Genomic DNA, 21,094 nt, shown 5'->3' on the forward strand with positions numbered 1-21,094 from the left:
CATGGGGGGATGACCAGGCCCGCTCGTCACTTTCATACGCTCGACAAGGATCTGGGGCGCTTCACGGATGCGGAATCGGCGCAGTTCCACCTGTTTCGTCCCGTTCTGCGCCTGGGGGCGGCCGTTCTTCTGACGGTGGCGCTGATCTTTCTGGTTCTTGGGCTGACCGGTCAGCAGCCCGGTCTGGCCGTGGCCGGCGCGGGGCTGGTGGTCGCAGGCTGGCTGGGCCTGTCGATCGGGGCCAACGATGTCGCCAACTCGCTGGGTCCTGCCGTCGGGGCGGGCGCCGTCGCGCTGGTTCCGGGGCTGGCGCTGGTGGCCTTGGCCGAGGTGGCCGGCGCCGTCCTGGCCGGCCATGCGGTGGCGGACCGGCTGGCCCAGGGGATCGTGGACAATGCGGTGCTGACAGCGGGCGGCGGGCAGGTCGTGATGCTGGCCGCGCTGATCGCGGCGGCGGGCTGGATCACGCTGGCGACAGGGGCGAACCTGCCGGTCTCGACCTCGCACTCCATCGTCGGGGCGATTGCCGGCGCGGGCCTCGCGGCGGCGGGGATACAGGCGGTGGCATGGGATGGGATCGCCGTCATGGCGCTGGCCTGGGTCGTGACGCCGCTGGCTTCGGCGGTTCTGGCCGGGGCGCTGCTGGCGCTGCTGCGCCTGAAGGTGGCCGAGGCGGATGACCGCATGGCTGCGGCGCGCCGCTGGCTGCCGCCGATGATCGGCGCGACGATCGGCCTGTTCGTGGCATTCGTGGCCACGCGCCTGCCCGGTCTGGCGCCCGGTGCGGTGCAGATCCTGCTGCCCGGCATCGGCGCGGGTCTGGCGACCGCCTGGGTGATGCGCCGTCGCCTCGATCAGATCCGCAGCGAAATCGCCAATGACAGCCCCGGCATGAAACGGCTTCTGGGTCAGCCCCTGCTGCTGGCCGCCGTGATGATGGCCTTTGCCCATGGCGCGGGCGATGCCGGAAACGTAGCGGGTCCCCTGATGGTGATCCTGGCGCCCGGAGCGCAGGGCGGCGCGCCCGGTGCGCTGCTGCCGCTGGCCCTGGGCGGTGTGTCCATCGCGCTGGGCGCTGTCCTGTTCGGCCGCCGCCTGGTCGGCATGGTGGGCGAGGGGATCACCCGGCTGAACCCGGTCCGCGCGCTGTGCATCACGCTGTCCACGGCCGCCATCGCGCTTGTCGCTGCGGGCCTGGGTCTGCCGGTATCCACCACCCATGTGGCGGTGGGCGGGGTCTTTGGCGTGGGTTTCGTGCGCGAGATGCTGGACCGCCGCAAAAGCGTGCAAGCCGCCCTGCTGCCTGCCGAGGAACGACGCCGGCGCCAGTTGATCCGGCGCAGCCATGTCGTCACCATCACCGCCGCCTGGATGGTGACGGTGCCGATCACCACCCTGCTGGGGGCCTTGTGCTGCCTGGCACTGCTGTGGCTGACCGGTGTGTGACGGCGGTCAGACCACCACCTCCATCGCGGCCTGCCGACCCACGCCAAAGACCCTGCGATAGCGCGCGATTTCATCCGCGGGGCCGGTTGCCTTGGCGGGGTTGTCCGACAGCTTGACGGTCGGGCGGCCATCGGCGGACACCGCCTTGCAGACCAGGCTGAAGGGCGCCAGCCCGTCGCCCGCGACCAGTCCCCGGAAATCGTTGGTCAGCAGCGTGCCCCAGCCGAAGCTGACCTTGACGCGGCCGTGGAACCGGCGGTGCAGGTCCATGATCCGGTCCACATCCAGCCCGTCCGAAAAGATGATCAGCTTGCGCCGGGGATCCTCGCCCCGGTCCTGCCACCAGCGGATCGCGGTTTCCGCCCCTGCCGCGGGATCGCCGCTGTCGATGCGGATGCCCGTCCAGCCCGCCAGCCAATCCGGGGCGCCAGCCAGGAAACCCGTGGTTCCATAGGTATCGGGAAGGATGATGCGCAGGTTGCCGTCGTGTTCCTCGTGCCAGTCGGCCAGGACCTCATAAGGGGCGCGGCGCAAATCCTGGTCCGTGTCGGCCAGGGCGGCATAGACCATCGGCAATTCGTGGGCATTGGTGCCGATCGCCTCGATGTCGCGGCGCATCGCGATCAGGCAGTTTGACGTTCCGGTAAAGCGGTTGCCCAACCCTTCGATCATCGCCTGCACCGCCCAGTCCTGCCACAGGAAGCTGTGGCGCCGACGGGTGCCGAAATCGGCGATGCGCAGATCCGGCAGGGTGCGCAGCGTTTCGATCTTTTCCCACAGCCGGGTCATGGCGCGGGCATAGAGCACCTGCAATTCGAACCGCCCCAGTTCCTTCAGCGCCGCGCGCGAGCGCAGTTCCATCAGGATCGCAAGCGCGGGAATTTCCCACAGCATCACCTCGGGCCAGGGACCCTCGAAGATCAGTTCGTATTGTCCGTCGCGCTTTTGCAGGTGATAGGGCGGCAGGCGCAGGTTTTCCAGAAACGCCATGAAGTCAGAGCGGAACATCTGGCGCTTGCCGTAAAAGGTGTTGCCGCGCAGCCAGGTGGATTCGCCGCGCGTCAGGGACAGGCTGCGCACATGATCGAGCTGCTCGCGCAATTCGCCCTCGTCGATCAGGTCGGCCAGGCGGATCGAGGCGGTTCGGTTGATCAGTTGGAACCGCACCGTCGTATCGGGGCGATTGCGAAAGATCGACTGGCACATCAGCAGCTTGTAGAAATCGGTGTCGATCAGCGACCGGACGATCGGGTCGATCTTCCATTTGTGGTTATAGACGCGGGTGGCGATATCGGCCATCGGCTTATTCCAGGGCGACGCCGGCGGCGCGCATGTCGGCGCGGGCACGCTCAAGGCTGCCATTCAGGTCGATGGCGCGGGTCGCCCGCTCGATCACGGTGGCATGAAAGCCCAGCCGGGCCGCGTCCATCGCGCTCCAGGCGACGCAGAAGTCATGGGCAAGGCCCACGAAGAACAGATCGGTCAGACCCCGGTCGCGCAGGTATCCGGCAAGTCCGGTCGGCGTGGTGCGATCGTTTTCGAAAAAGGCCGAATAGCTGTCGATCCCGGCCCGGAACCCCTTGCGGATGACCAGATCGGCGCGGTCCAGATCCAGGCCGGGGTGAAAGGCCGCGCCCGGCGTGCCGATGACGCAATGGCGGGGCCACAGCACCTGCGGGCCATAGGGCATGTCCACCATGGAAAACGGTTCGGCGCCGGGGTGGTTAGCCGCAAAGCTGGCGTGATCGGCGGGATGCCAGTCCTGCGTCAGCACGACGGCCCCGAAATCGCCCATCAGGGCGTTGATCGGCGCCACGATGTCGTTTCCCCCGGCAACGGGCAGCGCCCCGTCCGGGCAGAAATCGTTCTGCATGTCCACGACGATCAAGACGCGCGTCATCCGCTTTCCCTTTTCGGTGGTTCTATGGGTAGAAACCCGCTTGCTGCGCGTCAATGGGCGTTTCGCTCTGCCGGACCGGCTGCTTGACGCGCGGTCGCTTGCCGGGCCGAAACCGTCACCCGACCCGACCCGATCGCACGGCAGGGCCCCCGCGCCGCCGCATCGCGCCCCTGCCACGGGGCCGGATGGGGCGACGCGCGAACGGGGTCGTCCCCGGGGGTCCCTTATCTCGGGCCCTTGCCGTCTCTGGGGCGGCATGGACTATGAGGCAGGAGTTTTGAATCGCTGGACTTGGCGGTCGCGGCTGTCTATGGCCGCGCCCATGCTGACCGTTGCCGCCCTGTATCACTTCACCCGTTTCGACGACCCTGCGACGCTGAAAGGCCCGCTGGCGCGGATCGCCTGCGCAAACGGCGTGCGCGGCACGCTGCTGCTGGCGGCCGAAGGCATCAACGGCACCATTGCCGGTTCGCGCCAGGGCATCGACCGGGTGCTGGCCCATATCCGCGGCCTGCCCGGATGCGCCGGCCTGACCTGGAAGGAAAGCAGGGCGACTGCGATGCCCTTTGGCCGCATGAAGGTCAGGCTGAAACGCGAGATCGTGACCATGGGCCAGCCCGATGTCGATCCGCGCGCGGCCGTCGGGCATTATGTGGATCCTGCCGACTGGAATGCCCTGATCAGCGCGCCCGACGTCGCGGTGATCGACACCCGCAACGACTACGAGGTCGAGATCGGCACATTCGCCGGCGCGGTCGATCCCGGCACCCGCAGCTTTCGGGACTTTCCCGGCTGGTGGCAGGCCAATGCCCACCGTTTTGCGGGAAAGCGCGTGGCGATGTTCTGCACCGGCGGCATCCGCTGCGAGAAATCGACCAACTGGCTGCTGTCGCAAGGGGTCAAGGACGTGTTTCACCTGAGGGGTGGAATTCTGAAATATCTTGAAGAGGTGCCCGAGGCGGACAGCCTGTGGCAAGGCGACTGCTTTGTTTTCGACGGCCGGGTCAGCCTGACCCATGGCTTGCATCCGGGCCGCCACGGATTGTGCCATGCCTGCCGCCGACCCCTGGCCCCCGAGGATCGCGATCGCCCCGAATACGAAGAGGGCGTCTGCTGTCACCGGTGCCGGAACGAATACGACGAGTCCGACCGCGCCCGGTTCCGCGAGCGCCAGCGCCAGTTCCGCCTGGCCGAAACGCGCGGAGCGTTCGGGCCGGCCTGACGGGTTTGCCGCGCCCGCAGGATATTTCCTCCGGGGCAAAGGGCCGGGAACGGCTGCGGCCGACCGTCAGGCATATCTGGAAAGGCCGGTCAGATCCGGATGTTGACAAAGCTGTCGCGCAGGGCGGCAGACCAGGCCGCGCTCATCCGGGCAAAGTCTGAATCGCCGTCCAGAATGCGGCGGCGATGCGTGACGGCGCAGGCACCCTTTTCGATGATCGCCAGATCCAGCGGCATTCCAACCGACAGGTTCGACCGCAGCGTCGAATCCATCGACAGCAGCACCGCCTTTTGGGCGTCCGCCAGATTGGTCGCAGGCGTAACGACCCGATCCAGGATCGGCTTGCCGTATTTATGCTCGCCGATTTGCAGAAAGGGCGTATCCTCGGTGGCCTCGATGAAGTTGCCCTCGGGATAGATCAGGAACATGCGCATGTCGCCGCCCTGGCGCTGGCCGGCGACGATCAGGCTGGCCGATGGTTCTCGGGACAGGTCGCGGCATTGCTCGGCGATCTCGCGGCGCGTGCGCGACAGGGTGTCGCCGATGATCGTGGCGACCTGCAGCATGGTCAGCGCCTTCATGATCGAAGTCGTCTCGTCCGCCATGTCGTCGTGGATGGCCTCGGTCAGGCGGGCCAGGGTGGTCTGCGTCACCGAGAGCGAGCCGGCGGTCATCACCACGATGGCGCGTTCGCCCGGCTTTTCGAAAAAGAACATCTTGCGATAGCAGGCGATATTGTCCAGCCCGGCATTGGTCCGGGTGTCCGACAGCAGCACCAGTCCGGCATTCAGCTTCAAGCCGACGCAATAGGTCATGGCTGCGTCTTTCCCGTCATGATTGGCCCGCAATCTAGTCGCGGCGTCCAGCCGCCGCAATCGGTCCTTTCCCGCGCTGCAGGCGGTTGCGGCAAATAGGCCGCAGACCATGGGGGGGCGGCAGCCCCCGTGCCGTCAGCTTTGCGTCTGGCCCGCGCTCTGCTCCTGAAGACGCTCCAGGTCCTCGATGTTGACGGTGACATCCATGGTCTCGATGCCCTGACCCGCAGCAATCCCCCGGATCGGCGCCGCGTCGAGGGCATCCAGCCCCGATCCCAGCCGGACATAGCGGTCATCGGGGCAACAGCGGTTGGCCGGGTCGAAACCCACCCAGCCCAGGCTGCCCACATGAATCTCGGCCCAGGCATGGGCGGCCTCGCGCGCCTCGCCGGTGGTTGTGACGTGCAGATAGCCCGACACATAGCGCGCGGGAAGACCGTTGCAGCGGGCCACCGCGATCAGGGCATGGGCGTGATCCTGACAGACGCCTTCGCCCTGTTCCAAGGCCTCGGCAGCCGTCGTGTGAAAGGCGGTCCGGCCCGGAGCATAGGCGATGGCGTCGGATACCGCCGCCGACAGCCGATGCGACTGATCCAGCGAATCGGTCGCATCCGCCACGGTCGCCGCCAGATCCCGCAGCGCCCCGTCGGGCCGGGTGGCGGCGGTGTCGCGCAAATAGGCCAGGGGGTTGATCAGTTCGCGATAGCCGCGCAGGACACCCGCCGTGTCGCGCGTCTCGACCCGGCCGGTGATGGTCACCACCACCTCCTCGGTCGGGCCGCGCACGGTCCAGCCCTCGATCCAGTCGCCCGCCCCGTCGCGGAAACCGGGACCGCGGATGCCCCCCGATACGTCGATGGCCCAGTCATGCGCGCGCTGCCCTTCAAAGATCGAGGGCGTCAGCCGCAGGCTTTGCACCAGGTTTCTGACCGGCCGGTCATAGCGATAGACGGTTTCATGAACAATGCGCAGCTTCATGCGTCACGCCCCCCCAAGCAGGTAATCCTCGTGCACCAAGGTCGAGATGGTGCCGATCTCGCCGATGAACCAGGTCAGGAACTCGTGCAGCCCCTCGTCGAAGATCATGTCGATGTCGTGGGCCTGCAAGCGTTCCAGAACCTCGCGGGCCTTGTCGCGGGCCGTGGTGGGCACGGTTTCCCCGTATCGCTTGGCCAGCCCCTCGAGGTTCCAGACCGCCTCGTACAGAGAGGTGATCAGCGACCGGGGGCTTTCGCCGTTCAGGATCAGGAAATCGACCACCCGCCCCGCCGTGATGTCGCCGCCATAGGCCCAATGATAGGCCCGGTGGGCCGACAGGGCGCGCAGGATCACCTGCCATTGATAGGTATCGAGCCCCGATCCCACGAACTCGATCCGGGGCAGCAGGACATAGTATTTCACGTCCAAGAGCCGCGCGGTGGCATCGGCGCGTTCAAGCCCATAGCCCAGGTTCATGAAGTGCCAGCCGTCGTTGCGCAACTGCGTGGCATTGATCGCGCCCCGCACCGTCGAGGTGTGGCTGGTGGTAAAGTCGGTCAGCGATGTGGAATGCAGCCTGTCGCGCGGGGTTTTTTCAAGCCTGCGCAGGTCCTGATAGGCCATGTTCAGCGCGTCCCATACCTGACTGGTCAGGGCCGTGCGGACGATCCGGCCCGCCTCGCGCGCCTTTTCGACGCAGGACAGGACCGAGGATGGGTTCTGGCGGTCGAAAAAGATGAACTCCTCGATGTTTTCCTGGCTGATCTCGCCGTATTTCGCGGCGAACAGGTTGGCCGTCCCCGAGGCCTGCAACAGCGAATTCCATTCGTTCTGATAGCCCGAGGCGGTGTTGGGCAGCAGCGTGATGCGCTGGCCCACGTCCAGCAGGCGGGCGGCGGTGTCGGCGCGTTCCAGGTGGCGGCCCATCCAGAACAGGTTCGCGGCGGTGCGGCTGAGCATGGCTGGTTCCCCCTTATTCCGACAGAACCCAGGTGTCCTTGACGCCGCCGCCCTGAGACGAGTTCACGACAAGGCTGCCTTCGCGCAGCGCCACGCGCGTCAGTCCGCCCGGCACCAGTTCGATCCGGTCCCCGCACAGGCAATAGGGACGCAGGTCCACATGCCGGGGGGCCAGTCCTTCCTCGACAAAGGTGGGGCAGGTGGACAGGGCCAGCGTCGGCTGGGCGATATAGTTGCCGGGATTGGCCTCGATCTTGGCGCGAAACGCCTCGATCTCCTCCTTCGTGGACCGGGGCCCGACCAGCATTCCATAGCCGCCCGAGCCATGGACCTCCTTGACCACCAGATCGGCCAGGTTTTCGATGACATACCGGTAATCGTCCTGTTTCCACAGCGTCCAGGTCTGGACATTTTGCAACATCGGCTCCTCGCCCAGGTAGAAGCGGACCATCTCCGGCACGAACGTATAGATCGCCTTGTCGTCGGCCACCCCCGCGCCCGGCGCCGAACAGATCGACACCCCGCCAGAACGATAGACATCCATCAGCCCCGGCACGCCCAGCATCGAATCGGGACGAAAGCACAGCGGGTCCAGGAACGGATCGTCGATCCGGCGATAGATCACGTCAACGCGCCGTGGGCCCTGCGTTGTGCGCATATAGACGAATTCCCCGTCCACGAACAGGTCGGCCCCCTCGACCAGTTCCACCCCCATGAGATTCGCCAGGAAACTGTGTTCGTAATAGGCGCTGTTGAAATGGCCCGGTGTCAGGATCACGCAGGTTGGCCGGTCGTGGCATTTCGCAGGCGCCACTGATTCCAGCGTGCGGCGCAAGAGTTCTGGATACTGGTCCACCGGCTCGATCCGGTTGCCGCGGAACAGGCCGGGAAACATCCGCATCATGATCTCGCGGTTCTCCAGCATGTAGCTGACGCCGGACGGGGTGCGGCAATTGTCCTCCAGCACGAAGAACTCGTCCTTGGAGGTGCGCACCAGGTCGATGCCGATGATGTGGGAATAAACCCCGCGCGGGGGCACCACGCCCACCACGGCCTTTTCATAGGCATTGTTCTGATACACCAGCCGGGCAGGGATGCGGCCCGCGCGCACGATCTCGGCCCGGCCATAAACATCGCGCAGAAACGCGTTCAGGGCACGGGCGCGCTGCTTGATGCCGCGTTCCAGCCTGCGCCATTCGGATTGTTCAAAGACGCGCGGCATCATGTCGAAGGGAATCAGCCGGTCGGGATCGCCGCCCTCGCCATAGACGGCAAAGGTGATTCCGATGCGGCGGAACAGGGCTTCGGCCTCGGCCTGCTTCATCTGCCGAAAGTCGGCCGGCATTCCCTCGACCCATTGGCTGAGGCGCGCATAAGGGTCGCGAACCCGCGACCCTTCGTACATTTCGTTGTAATAGTTCATCGGTCCACCGCTGATGTCGGACCCGCCGCAGGCCGTCCTGACGGCAATGATCGGAGACGGTTTGTGTCAAGTCCACAGGGTAATCCGCGTGACTGCCCGAAAGTTTCGCAGATTCCCGTTGTTCGCCGGGCAACGGAACAGACGGGGCCCGTGCCGTGCCGGTCTTTTGGGCAGAGCCGGACAACCCGGCGATACCGCGGATAGTCTGGGCGCGCTTACCGGATGGTAACCTTTTGGCCCTAAGGCTGGCAGAAGAAAGCGCAGGACACCAGGATGCAACTCATCGTCAACGAAACCGAAAGCCAACTGAGCGTCACCGTGGCGGAATCCCGTATCGATGCGGCCATCGCGACGCGCTTCAAGGACCGGATGAAGGAAATCGTGGGGCGTGGCCGCAAGCCGGTCGTGATGGACATGCACCGGGTCGATTTCATGGACAGTTCGGGCCTGGGCGCCATGATCGCTGTCCGCAAGGCCCTGCCCGAGACGTTTCCCCTGATTCTGGACGGACTGACGCCCAATGTCGAACGGGTCTTCCGTCTGACGCGAATGGACAGCGTTTTCCAGATCCGCCCCGCCCCCACCCCGCAGGAGTAGAGAGCGATGACCCCCACCGAACGGCCCGACGCCGGGCGACAACCTCGTCCCGACCTGCGTGTGCAGCCGATGTTCCACCGCGTCCTGAGCGCCGGGCCAGAGGATGTCCGGCAGGCCCTGACCGACCTGCGCGGCCGATTTGAGGCCGTCGTCGATGCTGACGCGATGGGGCGGCTGGAACTGGTTCTGGCCGAGGTGATGAACAACGTGGCCGAACATTCCGGAACGCCGGGCGTCGCGCCAGGGCTGATGCATCTATGCGTGGTGATGCACGACAGCGGCCTTTCCTGTGCCATCACCGACAATGGCAACCAGCTTCCTCCCGACTGCCTGAGGCCGCGTGCCCTGCCCGTCATGGACCCGTTGGACCTGCCCGAAGGCGGCTTCGGGTGGTTCCTGATCCAGGGACTGACGCATTCGCTGTGCTATTACCGCGAAGACCACCGCAATTGCCTGGCCTTCACCGTGCCCTGGCACCCGTTCAGTTGAGCTGACCCATCAGCGGATAGCGCCCGTCCTCGAAATCGCCGAACATCTCCATCACCTCCGGGTGGTCCAGCGGCTCGCCCGACGGGTCGGGAACCAGATTCTGCTCGGACACATAGGCCACGTAATAGGTGGCCTCGGTTTCGGCATACAGATGATAGAACGGCTGGTCCTTCGCCGGGCGCACATCCTCGGGGATCGAATCGTACCATTCCTGGGTATTGGCAAATTCCGGGTCCACGTCGAAGATCACCCCCCGGAACGGGCGATGCCGGTGACGGACGACCTGACCGAGGCTGTATTTGGCGATGCGGTGATGGGCCTGCTGCATGAGTGTTCGACTGCACCTGTTGTCAAAGCTGTCAGGCGTTTTAGCCCTCTGGCGCGATTCTGTCCACCGGATCACCGGCATTTGCACCATTTCAGACCCGGCAGCCTGTCTTGCGGATGGCCCATGGTCACTGGCTGGGCGCGGCCGGGCTGCCGTCGGGGGGCAGGGGTACCGTGGACATCGACACCTTGGCGGACCCCTCGCTCAGTTCACTGGCGTGGGCCAGATAGATCAGAACGCGATTTTCCGCGTCATAGATGCGCTTGACGCGCAACGACTTGAACAGCAGCGACCGGCCTTCGCTGAAGACATCCTCGGGTGTTCCCGGTTGCAGCCCGCCAACATCGACCGGTCCGGTGCGGGTGCATTGGATGGCGCTGTTCGACGGGTCTTCGAACCAGTTGCCCTGGCTGAGACGATCCAGAACCGAACGGTCGAAATAGGCCAGATGACAGGTGACGCCCCCCACCGCGGAATCGGCGATCGCCTCGATCACGATATCGTTGCCCATCCAGTCCACGCCGACCTGCGCGATCTCCTCGGCCTGGGCCGGGCTTTGGGCCAGAAGGGGCAGAAGGCAAAGAGCAGTGGCCGTTATGCGCATGGCATGGTCTCCGGTTCCAAGGACGTGCGTCCATCATCGGTCAGCAGATATACAGCGCCCGCCTCGATCGCCACCGCGCACAGGGGACGGCCATAGGCCGCGCCGCCATCGACGTTCAGGCGGTTGCCGTAATGCGTCGCGGTCTGGATCGCGGTATGGCCGTGGACCACCAGCGGGCCATGGTCATGGGCGCTGTTCAGGAAGCCCTGCCTGATCCAGACCAGATCCTCCTCGGTCTGATCGCACAGATCGACCCCGGGCCGCACCCCGGCATGGACCACCAAGGCCAGCGGATGCAGGAAATACAGGGGCAGGGATGCCAGATAAGCGATATGATCCGCAGGCACCGCGCGCCTGGCCTCGGCCAGCAGGCGCTGGGGAGGCAGGGTGGTATCGACGCCATAGGATCGCAGCGTTTCGGGCGCGCCCAGGCTGGAATGCAGCGTCCAGTGTTCCCGGGAACTCAGCCCCGGATCGACCCATTCGGGCTGCAAAAGGTATTGGGGCAGGAAACGGTCATGATTGCCCCGTGTCACGATCCAGGGCCGGCCCTGGGACTGTCCGGTCATCAGGTAATCGACGACGCCGCGCGAATCGGGTCCCCGGTCGATCAGGTCGCCGACATGGGCGATCACCGCGTCCCGGCCGCCGTCGCGAAAGATACGCTCATGCGCGGCCTTCAGCTTGTCCAGATGCCCGTGGACATCGCCAATGACGTAAAGCGGCATCCCCGTGCCCCCGCGTGATGAAAACCGCGCCCCCTGCGTAAGGGGACGCGGCGGGATCGTCAAACCTCGAACTGCAAGCGGCGGGCCTGCAGGAACTTGCCGGTCTTCTGCAAGGCCGCCAGAGCCTCGTCGCTGATCGCCTCGTCCAGATACAGGATCGCTATGGCGTCGTTGCCCTGCGCCGACCGGCCCAGGGTAAAGTTCGCGATGTTCACGCCCAGATCGCCCAATGTGGTGCCCAGCGCGCCGATCACCCCCGGCACGTCCTTGTTGCGGGTATAGAGCATATGCGCCCCCACCTCGGCGTCGATGGTGATGCCGCGGATCTGGATGAAGCGCGGCTTGCCGTCGCTGAACACCGTGCCGGCGATGGACCGTTCGCGCGTGTCGGTGACGACGGTCAGCTTGATATAACCCTCGAAGACGCCGGCCTTGTCCTGGGTCGTGGTGGCCACCTGCACGCCGCGTTCCTTGGCCATCACCGGGGCCGACACCATGTTCACGTCCGGGTTGGTGGCCTTCATCACGCCGGCGATGACAGAGGCGTTCAGCGCGTTCAGGTTCATCGTCGCGGCCACGCCGTCATACAGCACGTTGATGGCCTTGATCGGCTCGTCCGTCATCTGGCCCACGAAGGCGCCCAGATGGCCCGCCAGCCTGATCCACGGCCCCATGACGGCGGCTTCCTCGGCCGTGACCGAGGGCATGTTCAGTGCGTTCTGCACCGCGCCCGTCAGCAGGTAGTCCGACATCTGCTCGGCCACTTGCAGGGCCACGTTCTCCTGCGCCTCGGTGGTCGCCGCGCCCAGATGCGGGGTCACGACGACATTCGGCAGGTTGAACAGCGGGCTGTCGGTTGCGGGTTCCACGGCGAAAACGTCAAAGGCGGCCCCAGCGACGCGCCCGTCCTTCAGCGCCTCGGCCAGCGCCTCCTCGTCCACCAGGCCGCCGCGGGCGCAGTTGATGATCCGCACGCCGGGCTTCAGCCTGGCGATCGCCTCGCGCGAGAGAATGTTCCGGGTCTTTTCGGTCAAGGGGACATGGAGGGTGATGAAATCCGCGCGGCCCAGCAGCTCGTCGAGCTCCACCTTGGTCGCGCCGATCTCCTTGGCGCGCTCCTCCGACAGAAAGGGGTCATAGGCCAGCACCTTCATGTGCAGCCCCAGGGCGCGGTCGATGACGATGGACCCGATATTGCCCGCGCCGATCACGCCCAGGGTCTTGTTGAACAGTTCGACCCCCATGAAGCGGTTCTTTTCCCACTTGCCCGCATGGGTGCTGGCCGACGCCTCGGGCAGTTGCCGGGCCACGGCGAACATCATCGCGATGGCATGTTCGGCGGTGGTGACGCTGTTGCCGAAGGGCGTGTTCATCACGATCACGCCCTTCTTGCTGGCCGCCGGGATGTCCACATTGTCCACCCCGATCCCGGCCCGGCCGATCACCTTGAGATTGGCCGCGCTCTGCAACAGCTTTTCCGTCACCTTTGTCGCGGACCGGATCGCCAGCCCGTCATACTGGCCGATCACCTCGGCCAGCCTGTCCTTGTCCTTGCCCAGATCGGGCAGGTAATCCACCTCGACGCCGCGATCGCGAAAGATCTGGACGGCGGTTTCCGACAGCTTGTCGGAGACGAGAACCTTCGGCATGTCATTCATCCTTGTCTGGGAACGTCCGGGCATGGCCACGCTGACGCCCTGCTTCTTCGTTGAAAAATACCCCGGGGGTCCGGGGGCTGGCCCCCGGTCCCGCCGCCTACTGGGCGGCCAGTTCGGCGCGATAGGCCCATTCGATCCAGGGCATCAATGCCGCGACATCGCTGGTTTCCACCGTCGAGCCGCACCAGATCCGCAGGCCCGGCGGCGCATCGCGATAGGCGCCCGCATCCAGCGCCACGCCTTCCTTCTCCAGCCGCTTGGCAACGGCCTTGGCGAAGGCAGCGCCGTCCCTGATGGCCGGATCGGTGAAACGCAGGCAGACGCTGGTGGTCGATGCGGTGGCCGGATCCTCGGCCAGATCGGCGATCCAGTCCTTGCCCGCGATGAAATCGCGCACCGCGGCCGCATTGGCATCCGCCCGTGCGATCAGCGCCTTGAGCCCGCCCAGGGACTGCGCCCATTTCAGCGCGACCAGGTAATCCTCGACCGCCAGCATGGACGGCGTGTTGATCGTCTCGCCCTGAAAGATGCCCTCGATCAGCTTGCCGCCCTTGGTCAGGCGAAAGATCTTGGGCAGCGGCCAGGCAGGAGTATAGGTTTCCAGACGCTCGACCGCGCGGGGGGACAGGATCAGCATCCCATGCGCGCCCTCTCCGCCCAGCACCTTCTGCCAACTGAAGGTGACCACATCCAGCTTGTCGAAGGGCAGGTCCATGGCGAAGGCGGCGCTGGTCGCGTCGCAGATGGTCAGGCCCGCGCGATCCGCCGGGATCGCGTCGCCGTTCGGAACGCGCACGCCGCTGGTGGTGCCGTTCCAGGTAAAGACGACATCCTTGTCGAAATCGACCTGCGCGAAATCGACGATCCTGCCGTAATCGGCCTTGCGGACGGTCGCGTCCAGCTTCAACTGCTTGACCGCATCCGTGACCCAGCCCTCGCCGAAACTTTCCCAAGCCAGCATCTCGACCGGGCGGGCGCCCAGCAGGGTCCACATCGCCATCTCGACCGCGCCGGTGTCAGAGCCGGGGACGATGCCGATGCGATAATCGGCGGGGACGCCCAGAACCTCGCGGGTCAACGCGATCGCCTCGGCCAGCCTGGCCTTGCCGACAGCCGCGCGGTGCGAGCGGCCCAGGGGCGCGTCCGACAGCATGTCCAGCGAATAATGGGGAATCTTGGCGCAAGGGCCAGAAGAAAAGCGCGGATTGACCGGGCGCGCAGCCGGGATCGTCAGATCCTTCATGTCAGCCTTCCAGCTAAAAGCCCTTCGTTGGGGAAGGGTGTCCCGCCGCCGGGAATAGCTTTCCCAAGGGCATCTGGCAAGCGGAAAGCAGGCTTGGCCCTAGGCACGGTCGCCGAAGATGGCCGATCCGACGCGCACATGGGTCGCACCCTCGGCGATCGCGGATTCGAAATCCGCGCTCATCCCCATGGAAAGATGGGGCAGGCCATGGTCGTGGGCCAGGCGGCGCAGCAGACGGAAATGGGGCAGGGGGTCGTGGCCTTCGGGCGGGATGCACATCAGGCCCGACGGCGACAGGCCAAGGTCATGGCACGACGACAGGAACACCGGCAGTTCGTCGGCAAGAATCCCGGCCTTCTGAGGCTCGTCACCGGTATTGACCTGGATAAACAGGTGCGGGCTGCGCCCCTGCTGATCGGCCTGCTGGGCCAGCTTGCGCGCCAGGGTCATGCGGTCCAGCGTGTGGATGGCGTCGAACAGGTCCACCGCAGCCTTGGCCTTGTTGGATTGCAGCGGGCCGATCATGTGCAATTCGACCCCCGGCCAGCGATTCCGCCAGTCGGGCCATTTGCCTTGGGCTTCCTGCACGTAATTCTCGCCAAAGACGCGGTGGCCCGCATCCAGAACGGCGGTCACGCGCCCCTCGGGCTGCACCTTGCTGACCGCGATCAGCGTCACGCTGCCTGGCGCGCGCCCGGCCCGTTCCTCGGCCGCGGCGATGCGGCGCTTGATGTCATCCAGTCCCATGAGGCGACAAGACAAAAAGAAAAGAGCGGGCGCAAGGCCCGCTCCTCAAGTTTGACGTCCGATCCTTGGGATCAGAAGTCGAAGCGCACGCCCATGTCGGCGGTCACGCGCTCGTCATACCCACGCTGGACCGAGGCACCCAGACGGGCACCGCCCAGGTCGTAGTTGACGCCGATGCCGTAGGCATTGTCGGATTCATTGTCTTCGTCGTCGTTGTTGGCGACATAGGCTTCGATGTTGGTCAGGCCGTCAGCCAGCGTATAATCGCCATACAGGGTGAAGGTATCACCCACATCCGCGTCGCTGTCGTTGCTGGCGTCGATGTAGTTCAGGCCGACCCGAGCGTTTTCCATGACGGCATAACGCCCGCCCAGGAACAGGATGTCGTTGTCCTCGACCCCGCCACCGTCCATCACGTAGGCGCCGGACAGTTCCAGACGGTCGTTCCACTTGTAGTCGACCGAGAAGCCCAGTTCCTCGTCGTCGGCAATCAGGCCCGACTGGTCCGGATCGATATAGGACACGCGAACGGTTGCGCCTGCGATCGAGTAACGCGCCGCGATCCCGTTATAGGTCGAGAGCTCTTCAACGTCATTGCCGTCGATGATGCCATCGCCGTTCACGTCAACGATAGCCTGAGCCAGTTGGTTGTTGTAGCGATCCGAGTCATAGGCAAAGAAAGTGCCGCGGCGAACGAGGTCGCGGTCATACGAGCCAAGTTCCGATGCGTAGAGCAGGCCGGCCGTATCGAAGGCGGTATCGACGTTGCCGACCTCGACCGTCAGGCCGCTGCTGGTCACGAACAGCTTGCCGGCGTTCAGTTCGCCTTGGCTGCCACGCGAACTGCTGTTCTGGTCCCACTGCAGACGGAAGCGGGCACCGAAATCCACGCCCTGTTCGCTGGAGGTGGCGGCGTCGATGTTCATCCGCAGGCGCGAGACGATCTGGGTTTCGTTCACGCCGCGTGCGTCCTGGGCATCGGTGTTTTCCTGGTAAATGATACCGGTCCGGCCGTAACCCGAGATGGTGACGTCGGCAGCAGCCACACCGGCGGTCAGGATCAGCGCGGTGGAGGCGATAAGAGCCTTTTTCATGGTCAAGTTCCCTCTTGTCTCTCTGATGCCCAAACCGGCATTACCGCCTTGGGTATGCTGCCTGTTTCCCCCGTCCGGTTCCGCGATGCAACGAAATCGCGCAAGCCCGGCGGCCTTGGTCCGGCCTGTGATGCACAAGGGCCACACCCTTTCGTGACCAAAGCAATGCGGCTTTCGCATCGCTGCGGCCAAGGCGCTTGTCGGGCAGGGCCCATCCGGGCTAAAGCTGACGCCGACATGACAAACGCCCACGGGGGCGGGGGGACCGCATGATATTCGCACAGGCCGCGCGCATCGTGATGGCGGCAACGCTTTGCGCCGGACTGGCCGCGTGCGGCGGCAGCGGCCGTTCGTCCGAAGGGCCTGACGGGTCCGACATGCGCCCCGAGGTGCGGCGCACGACGATCTGGGACGCGCTGCGCAGTTCGGAAAACCCCAATACCACGGTGGGCGTGAACAAGTACCTGTGGAACGCCAGCCTCGAGGTGCTGAACTTCCTGCCGGTGCAGACGGTCGATCCCTTTACCGGGGTGATCCAGACCGGCTATGGCACGCCGCCGGGCGGCGGGCGGTCCTATCGCGCGACGATCAAGATCGCCGACCCGGCGCTGGATGCGCGCAGCCTGAAGCTGTCGCTGCAAGGCCCCGGCGGGGCGGCGGTGGAACCCGGCACCGTCCGCGCGGTCGAGGACGCGATCCTGACCCGCGCGCGGCAGTTGCGCATCCAGGACGGGCGGCTCTAGCAGGGCAGCCCACTGGACCCGCCATCCGCCGCCGTATAAACCCGGCGGCGACGCATGACGAAGGTCCGCACGATGCCCTATGATCCCTCCGGTCTTGAACCCCGCTGGCAGGCCGCCTGGGAACAGGCGGGCAGCTTTACAGCGATCCGCGACGACCGGCCCAAGTATTACGTGCTGGAGATGTTCCCCTATCCGTCCGGGCGCATCCACATGGGGCATGTGCGCAACTACACGATGGGCGACGTGGTGGCGCGGTTCAAGCGCGCCCAGGGGTATTCGGTCCTGCACCCGATGGGCTGGGACGCCTTCGGGATGCCCGCCGAGAATGCCGCGATGGAACAGGGCGGCCATCCGCGCGACTGGACCTATGCCAACATCGCCACCATGCGCGACCAGTTGCGCCCGCTGGGCCTGTCCATCGACTGGAGCCGCGAATTCGCCACCTGCGACGACGCCTATGTGGCCCAGCAGCAGGCGCTGTTTCTGGACATGCTGGACGCCGGTCTGGTTACCCGCAAGTCGGCCCAGGTGAACTGGGACCCGGTGGACATGACGGTGCTGGCCAACGAACAGGTCATCGACGGCAAGGGCTGGCGGTCGGGCGCCCCGGTGGAACGGCGCGAGCTGACCCAGTGGTTCTTCCGCATCTCGGATTATTCCGACGAATTGCTGGCGGCGCTGGACGGGCTGAGCGGCTGGCCGGAAAAGGTGCGGCTGATGCAGTCGAACTGGATCGGCAAGTCGCGGGGGTTGCAGTTCCGGTTCAAGACGGTGGACGCGCCCGAGGGGTTCGAGGCGATCGAGGTCTATACGACGCGTCCGGACACGCTGATGGGCGCCAGCTTCGTGGCGCTGTCGCCCGATCATCCGCTGGTCCGCGATCTGGCGGCGGCGGATCCCAAGGTCGCCGCATTTGTCGAGGACTGCCGCAGGATCGGCACCACCGAGGAAGCCATCGAGACCGCGCCCAAGCTGGGCTTCGATACCGGCCTGACCGTGCGTCACCCGCTAGACGCAGACTGGCACCTGCCGATCTGGATCGCGAACTTCGTGCTGATGGATTACGGCACCGGCGCGATCTTCGGATCGCCCGCCCATGACGAACGCGACCATGGATTCGCGACGAAATACGGGCTGCCGATCCGCGCGACCTTCGGCGAACGCGGGATGTCGCTGGAACAGGCCGATGCGATGGTCGCCACGGCGCCCTATGTGCCGCCGAAAACCGAAACCGTCACCTATGTCCGCGGTTTTTCAGGCGCGTCGGACCAGACCGGAGAGGCCGCCGTGGATGCCGCCATCGCCCATGCCGAGGCGAACGGCTGGGGCGAGGCCGTGACCAAGTTCCGGCTTCGCGACTGGGGCATCTCGCGCCAGCGGTACTGGGGATGCCCGATCCCGGTGCTGCATTGCGATGCCTGCGGCACGGTCCCCGAGGCCAAAGCGAACCTGCCGGTGCTGCTACCGCAGGATGTGACCTTCGACGTGCCGGGCAACCCGCTGGACCGCCACCCGACCTGGCGCCAGGCCACCTGTCCGCACTGCGGCGGGGCCGCGCGGCGCGAGACGGACACGATGGACACCTTTGTCGATTCGTCCTGGTATTACGCGCGCTTCACCTCGCCCCATGCAGCGACGCCGACAACCCAAGCGGATGCCGATTACTGGATGAACGTGGACCAGTACATCGGCGGCATCGAACACGCGATCCTGCATCTGCTGTATTCGCGGTTCTTTGCCCGCGCGATGGTCAGGACCGGGCACCTGCCGGAGAGTGCCAAGGAGCCGTTCGACGCGCTGTTCACGCAGGGGATGGTGACGCACGAGATTTACATGACCCGCGACGACCGGGGCCGTCCGGTCTATCATTTGCCCGGCGATGTGACAGACGGCAAGCTGGCCGATGGCACGGCGGTCGAAATCATCCCCTCGGCCAAGATGTCGAAATCCAAGAAGAACGTCGTCGATCCGGTCAACATCGTCGCCAATTTCGGCGCCGATACCGCCCGCTGGTTCATGCTGTCCGACAGCCCGCCCGAACGCGACGTGGAATGGACCGCCGCCGGGGCCGAGGCCGCGCACAAGTTCCTGGCTCGTGTGTTCCGTCTGGCCGAGGAGGCGCCGGTCGATGGGGACGACGATCCCGACCTGACCCGCGCCGCGCATCGCGCGATCGCCGACGTGACCCGGGCCATCGAGGGGTTCGCCTTCAACAAGGCCGTCGCGAAAATCTATGAATTGGCGAACGCCGCGGGCAAGTCCAGGGCCGGGGGGGAATCCCGCAAATCCGCCCTGCGCATCATGGCGCAACTGATGGGGCCGATGGTGCCGCATCTGGCCGAGGATGTCTGGGCCATGGCCGGGGGTCAGGGCCTGCTGGTCGATGCGCCCTGGCCAAAGGCCGATCCGGCGATGCTGGAGGATGATACCATCATCCTGCCGATCCAGATCAACGGCAAGCGCCGGGCCGAGATCCTGGTGGCCAAAGACATGCCCAGGGACCAGATCGAGGCAATGGTGCTGGCCGACGAAACCGTGCGCCGGTTCCTGGAAGGCGCGGCGCCCAAGAAGCTGATCGTGGTGCCGGGGCGGATCGTCAATGTGGTCGCCTGACCGCATCCCCCGGCGCGCAGCCCTGCTGGGGCTGCTGGCCGTCGCGGGCTGCGGGCTGACGCCGGTCTATGGCCCGAACGGCGCCGGGCGGCGGCTGTTCGGCAAGGTCCGCCCGCGCGATCCCGACACCTATCAGGATTTCGCCTTCAACCGCCGCCTGGGCGAACGCCTGGGGGGCGAGGGGTCGGACTTCGACCTGGATTACCGCCTGACCGTGGGGGTGGTGCCCCAGGCCATCACCACCGACGAGGTGACGAACCGCTATGCCCTGAACGGCACCGCGGATTTCACGCTGACCGACCGGACGGGCCGGGTGCTGGCACAGGGCCGGGTCAGCAACTTTTCGTCCTATTCCACCACCGGCACCACCATCGCCACCCTGACCGCCGAAGGCGACGCACGCAATCGCCTGGCCGAGATGCTGGCCGATCAGGTCGTCACGCGGCTGCTGGCGGCGTCCGGCCAACTTCCGGGATGATCCTGAAGGGTGCGGAAATCGCGCGCTATCTGGCCCGGCCCGACCCCTCGCGTCCGGCGCTGCTGATCCATGGGCAGGATCCCATGCGCGTGGCCATGAAGCGCGTCGAGGCGGTCAGGACTCTGACCGGCGAAAAGGCCGACGAGGAAATGCGGCTGACCCGTATGCCCGGCGCAGGACTGCGCAAGGACGCCGCGCAACTGCTGGATGCGGTAAAGGAAGTGGGCTTCTTTCCCGGCCCGCGCGTGGTTCTGGTCGAGGATGCGCCCGATGCCGCCGCCGATGCCATCCGCGCGGCGCTGTCGGACTGGAAGCCGGGCGATGCGGTGATCGTCGTCACAGCGGGCGCGCTGGGCAAGGCATCCGCCCTGCGCAAGCTGTTCGAGCCGCATCCGGCCGCCGTCGCCGCGCCGATCTATGACGATCCGCCGGCCGAGGACGAAGTGGCGCGGTGGCTGGCCGATGCCGGGCTGCGTCAGGTGCCGCCCGCCGCGATGCGCGAGATGATGGTTCTGGCCCGCGCGCTGGATCCGGGCGACCTGCGCCAGACCATCGAAAAGATCGGCCTTTACAAGCACGGCGATCCCCAGCCGCTGACGACGGACGAGATCGCCCTGATGGCCCCCGCGACCATCGAGGCCGACCTGGACGAACTGATCCACACCGTCGCCGAACGCCGCGAGGCCGAATTCGGCCCGATGATGCGCCGGATCGAGGGGCAGGGCGTGAACCCGGTCACGCTGTGCATCGCCGCCCTGCGCCATTTCCGCGCCCTGCATCTGGCCGCCGCCGATCCGGCCGGTCCGGGCGTGGCGCTGTCGCGGATGCGTCCGCCGGTGTTCGGTCCGCGCCGCGACCGGATGGAACGGCAGGCGCAGGCCTGGGGCATGGGACCGCTGGAGGAGGCGGTGCGGTCGCTGCTGGACACCGACCTGACCCTGCGCAGCAGCACCCGTGCGCCGCAGATGGCGCTGGTGGAACGCACCCTGATCCGCCTGGCGATGACACGGGGACGGCGGTGACCGAAA

The 21,094-nt window shown here is 66.0% G+C and carries 21 protein-coding genes; 8 read left to right on the forward strand and 13 right to left on the reverse strand.

Annotated features, from left to right (window positions below; translation table 11 throughout):
- Positions 1–9 precede the first annotated feature (9 nt).
- On the forward strand, positions 10–1,446 hold the full coding sequence (locus EYE42_RS08890; RefSeq protein ID WP_130990958.1) for an inorganic phosphate transporter: 1,437 nt from the start codon (positions 10–12) through the stop codon (positions 1,444–1,446).
- A 6-nt stretch (positions 1,447–1,452) separates the two neighbouring features.
- Here EYE42_RS08890 and pncB read toward each other — a convergent pair whose 3' ends face one another.
- Positions 1,453–2,745 carry a nicotinate phosphoribosyltransferase gene (gene pncB / locus EYE42_RS08895; protein WP_130990959.1) on the reverse strand — a complete coding sequence of 431 codons (1,293 nt, stop codon included), beginning with the start codon at positions 2,743–2,745 and terminating at the stop codon, positions 1,453–1,455.
- Positions 2,746–2,749: 4 nt separating this feature from the next.
- Positions 2,750–3,346: a bifunctional nicotinamidase/pyrazinamidase gene (gene pncA, locus EYE42_RS08900; protein WP_130990960.1), complete on the reverse strand. Its 597-nt coding sequence runs from the start codon at positions 3,344–3,346 to the stop codon at positions 2,750–2,752.
- A 322-nt stretch (positions 3,347–3,668) separates the two neighbouring features.
- Between pncA and trhO the strand changes: the two genes are divergently transcribed.
- Positions 3,669–4,568, forward strand: a complete 900-nt coding sequence (gene trhO / locus EYE42_RS08905; protein WP_130990961.1) for an oxygen-dependent tRNA uridine(34) hydroxylase TrhO — start codon at positions 3,669–3,671, stop codon at positions 4,566–4,568.
- 89 nt (positions 4,569–4,657) lie between these two features.
- Here the strand turns inward: trhO and EYE42_RS08910 are convergent, their stop codons facing one another.
- From EYE42_RS08910 to EYE42_RS08925, 4 genes are all read right to left on the reverse strand, one after another.
- Positions 4,658–5,383, reverse strand: coding sequence for an Ntn hydrolase family protein (locus tag EYE42_RS08910; RefSeq protein WP_130990962.1), 726 nt, complete (start codon positions 5,381–5,383; stop codon positions 4,658–4,660).
- A 135-nt stretch (positions 5,384–5,518) separates the two neighbouring features.
- Positions 5,519–6,361, reverse strand: a complete 843-nt coding sequence (locus EYE42_RS08915) for a transglutaminase family protein (RefSeq protein WP_130990963.1) — start codon at positions 6,359–6,361, stop codon at positions 5,519–5,521.
- A gap of 3 nt (positions 6,362–6,364) precedes the next feature.
- Positions 6,365–7,321, reverse strand: coding sequence for an alpha-E domain-containing protein (locus EYE42_RS08920; protein WP_130990964.1), 957 nt, complete (start codon positions 7,319–7,321; stop codon positions 6,365–6,367).
- A gap of 13 nt (positions 7,322–7,334) precedes the next feature.
- A complete protein-coding gene (locus EYE42_RS08925; protein ID WP_130990965.1) occupies positions 7,335–8,744 on the reverse strand; it encodes a circularly permuted type 2 ATP-grasp protein in 1,410 nt (469 codons plus the stop codon).
- 273 nt (positions 8,745–9,017) lie between these two features.
- On the opposite strand from EYE42_RS08925, the gene EYE42_RS08930 reads away from it, so the two are divergent.
- Positions 9,018–9,341, forward strand: a complete 324-nt coding sequence (locus tag EYE42_RS08930; RefSeq protein ID WP_130990966.1) for an STAS domain-containing protein — start codon at positions 9,018–9,020, stop codon at positions 9,339–9,341.
- Positions 9,342–9,347: 6 nt separating this feature from the next.
- Entirely contained in the window at positions 9,348–9,830 is a 483-nt protein-coding gene (locus EYE42_RS08935; RefSeq protein ID WP_130990967.1) for an ATP-binding protein, read from the forward strand.
- Here EYE42_RS08935 and hspQ read toward each other — a convergent pair.
- The 7 genes from hspQ to EYE42_RS08970 form a co-directional block, all read right to left on the reverse strand.
- Complete coding sequence (gene hspQ, locus EYE42_RS08940; RefSeq protein WP_130990968.1) at positions 9,823–10,158, reverse strand: heat shock protein HspQ; 336 nt, start codon at positions 10,156–10,158, stop codon at positions 9,823–9,825. The genes EYE42_RS08935 and hspQ overlap by 8 nt on opposite strands.
- A gap of 127 nt (positions 10,159–10,285) precedes the next feature.
- Positions 10,286–10,762 (reverse strand): CreA family protein, encoded by a 477-nt coding sequence (locus tag EYE42_RS08945; RefSeq protein ID WP_130990969.1) that lies wholly within the window; start codon positions 10,760–10,762, stop codon positions 10,286–10,288.
- Positions 10,753–11,490 carry a metallophosphoesterase gene (locus tag EYE42_RS08950; protein WP_130990970.1) on the reverse strand — a complete coding sequence of 246 codons (738 nt, stop codon included), beginning with the start codon at positions 11,488–11,490 and terminating at the stop codon, positions 10,753–10,755. The genes EYE42_RS08945 and EYE42_RS08950 overlap by 10 nt, the downstream gene beginning before the upstream one ends.
- A 59-nt stretch (positions 11,491–11,549) precedes the next feature.
- Positions 11,550–13,139, reverse strand: coding sequence for a phosphoglycerate dehydrogenase (serA, locus tag EYE42_RS08955; protein WP_165455749.1), 1,590 nt, complete (start codon positions 13,137–13,139; stop codon positions 11,550–11,552).
- Between the two features lie 106 nt (positions 13,140–13,245).
- Positions 13,246–14,391: a phosphoserine transaminase gene (locus EYE42_RS08960; RefSeq protein ID WP_130990972.1), complete on the reverse strand. Its 1,146-nt coding sequence runs from the start codon at positions 14,389–14,391 to the stop codon at positions 13,246–13,248.
- 99 nt (positions 14,392–14,490) lie between these two features.
- Positions 14,491–15,138, reverse strand: coding sequence for a YggS family pyridoxal phosphate-dependent enzyme (locus EYE42_RS08965; protein WP_130990973.1), 648 nt, complete (start codon positions 15,136–15,138; stop codon positions 14,491–14,493).
- A 71-nt stretch (positions 15,139–15,209) separates the two neighbouring features.
- A complete protein-coding gene (locus tag EYE42_RS08970; protein ID WP_165455750.1) occupies positions 15,210–16,232 on the reverse strand; it encodes a porin in 1,023 nt (340 codons plus the stop codon).
- A 272-nt stretch (positions 16,233–16,504) separates the two neighbouring features.
- Between EYE42_RS08970 and EYE42_RS08975 the strand changes: the two genes are divergently transcribed.
- The 4 genes from EYE42_RS08975 (at position 16,505) to holA (ending at position 21,088) form a co-directional block, all read left to right on the forward strand.
- Entirely contained in the window at positions 16,505–16,975 is a 471-nt protein-coding gene (locus EYE42_RS08975; protein WP_425466562.1) for a DUF3576 domain-containing protein, read from the forward strand.
- Positions 16,976–17,047: 72 nt separating this feature from the next.
- Positions 17,048–19,588 carry a leucine--tRNA ligase gene (gene leuS, locus EYE42_RS08980; RefSeq protein ID WP_130990976.1) on the forward strand — a complete coding sequence of 847 codons (2,541 nt, stop codon included), beginning with the start codon at positions 17,048–17,050 and terminating at the stop codon, positions 19,586–19,588.
- Positions 19,575–20,066 carry an LPS assembly lipoprotein LptE gene (lptE, locus tag EYE42_RS08985; RefSeq protein WP_130990977.1) on the forward strand — a complete coding sequence of 164 codons (492 nt, stop codon included), beginning with the start codon at positions 19,575–19,577 and terminating at the stop codon, positions 20,064–20,066. Before leuS ends, lptE begins: the two co-directional genes overlap by 14 nt.
- The gene (gene holA, locus EYE42_RS08990) at positions 20,063–21,088 is read left to right on the forward strand and encodes a DNA polymerase III subunit delta (protein WP_130990978.1); all 1,026 of its coding nucleotides are present in this window, start codon (positions 20,063–20,065) and stop codon (positions 21,086–21,088) included. Before lptE ends, holA begins: the two co-directional genes overlap by 4 nt.
- Positions 21,089–21,094 lie beyond the last annotated feature (6 nt).

This window comes from Paracoccus subflavus, assembly GCF_004310345.1.
Classification (GTDB): domain Bacteria; phylum Pseudomonadota; class Alphaproteobacteria; order Rhodobacterales; family Rhodobacteraceae; genus Paracoccus; species Paracoccus subflavus.

Bases quoted from the DNA above. Each gene is read 5' to 3' on its own strand.
- EYE42_RS08890 (WP_130990958.1), top strand. From the start codon at position 10: ATGACCAGGCCCGCTCGTCACTTTCATACGCTCGACAAGGATCTGGGG.
- pncB (WP_130990959.1), bottom strand. From the start codon at position 2,745: ATGGCCGATATCGCCACCCGCGTCTATAACCACAAATGGAAGATCGAC.
- pncA (WP_130990960.1), bottom strand. From the start codon at position 3,346: ATGACGCGCGTCTTGATCGTCGTGGACATGCAGAACGATTTCTGCCCG.
- trhO (WP_130990961.1), top strand. From the start codon at position 3,669: ATGCTGACCGTTGCCGCCCTGTATCACTTCACCCGTTTCGACGACCCT.
- EYE42_RS08910 (WP_130990962.1), bottom strand. From the start codon at position 5,383: ATGACCTATTGCGTCGGCTTGAAGCTGAATGCCGGACTGGTGCTGCTG.
- EYE42_RS08915 (WP_130990963.1), bottom strand. From the start codon at position 6,361: ATGAAGCTGCGCATTGTTCATGAAACCGTCTATCGCTATGACCGGCCG.
- EYE42_RS08920 (WP_130990964.1), bottom strand. From the start codon at position 7,321: ATGCTCAGCCGCACCGCCGCGAACCTGTTCTGGATGGGCCGCCACCTG.
- EYE42_RS08925 (WP_130990965.1), bottom strand. From the start codon at position 8,744: ATGAACTATTACAACGAAATGTACGAAGGGTCGCGGGTTCGCGACCCT.
- EYE42_RS08930 (WP_130990966.1), top strand. From the start codon at position 9,018: ATGCAACTCATCGTCAACGAAACCGAAAGCCAACTGAGCGTCACCGTG.
- EYE42_RS08935 (WP_130990967.1), top strand. From the start codon at position 9,348: ATGACCCCCACCGAACGGCCCGACGCCGGGCGACAACCTCGTCCCGAC.
- hspQ (WP_130990968.1), bottom strand. From the start codon at position 10,158: ATGCAGCAGGCCCATCACCGCATCGCCAAATACAGCCTCGGTCAGGTC.
- EYE42_RS08945 (WP_130990969.1), bottom strand. From the start codon at position 10,762: ATGCGCATAACGGCCACTGCTCTTTGCCTTCTGCCCCTTCTGGCCCAA.
- EYE42_RS08950 (WP_130990970.1), bottom strand. From the start codon at position 11,490: ATGCCGCTTTACGTCATTGGCGATGTCCACGGGCATCTGGACAAGCTG.
- serA (WP_165455749.1), bottom strand. From the start codon at position 13,139: ATGCCGAAGGTTCTCGTCTCCGACAAGCTGTCGGAAACCGCCGTCCAG.
- EYE42_RS08960 (WP_130990972.1), bottom strand. From the start codon at position 14,391: ATGAAGGATCTGACGATCCCGGCTGCGCGCCCGGTCAATCCGCGCTTT.
- EYE42_RS08965 (WP_130990973.1), bottom strand. From the start codon at position 15,138: ATGGGACTGGATGACATCAAGCGCCGCATCGCCGCGGCCGAGGAACGG.
- EYE42_RS08970 (WP_165455750.1), bottom strand. From the start codon at position 16,232: ATGAAAAAGGCTCTTATCGCCTCCACCGCGCTGATCCTGACCGCCGGT.
- leuS (WP_130990976.1), top strand. From the start codon at position 17,048: ATGCCCTATGATCCCTCCGGTCTTGAACCCCGCTGGCAGGCCGCCTGG.
- lptE (WP_130990977.1), top strand. From the start codon at position 19,575: ATGTGGTCGCCTGACCGCATCCCCCGGCGCGCAGCCCTGCTGGGGCTG.
- holA (WP_130990978.1), top strand. From the start codon at position 20,063: ATGATCCTGAAGGGTGCGGAAATCGCGCGCTATCTGGCCCGGCCCGAC.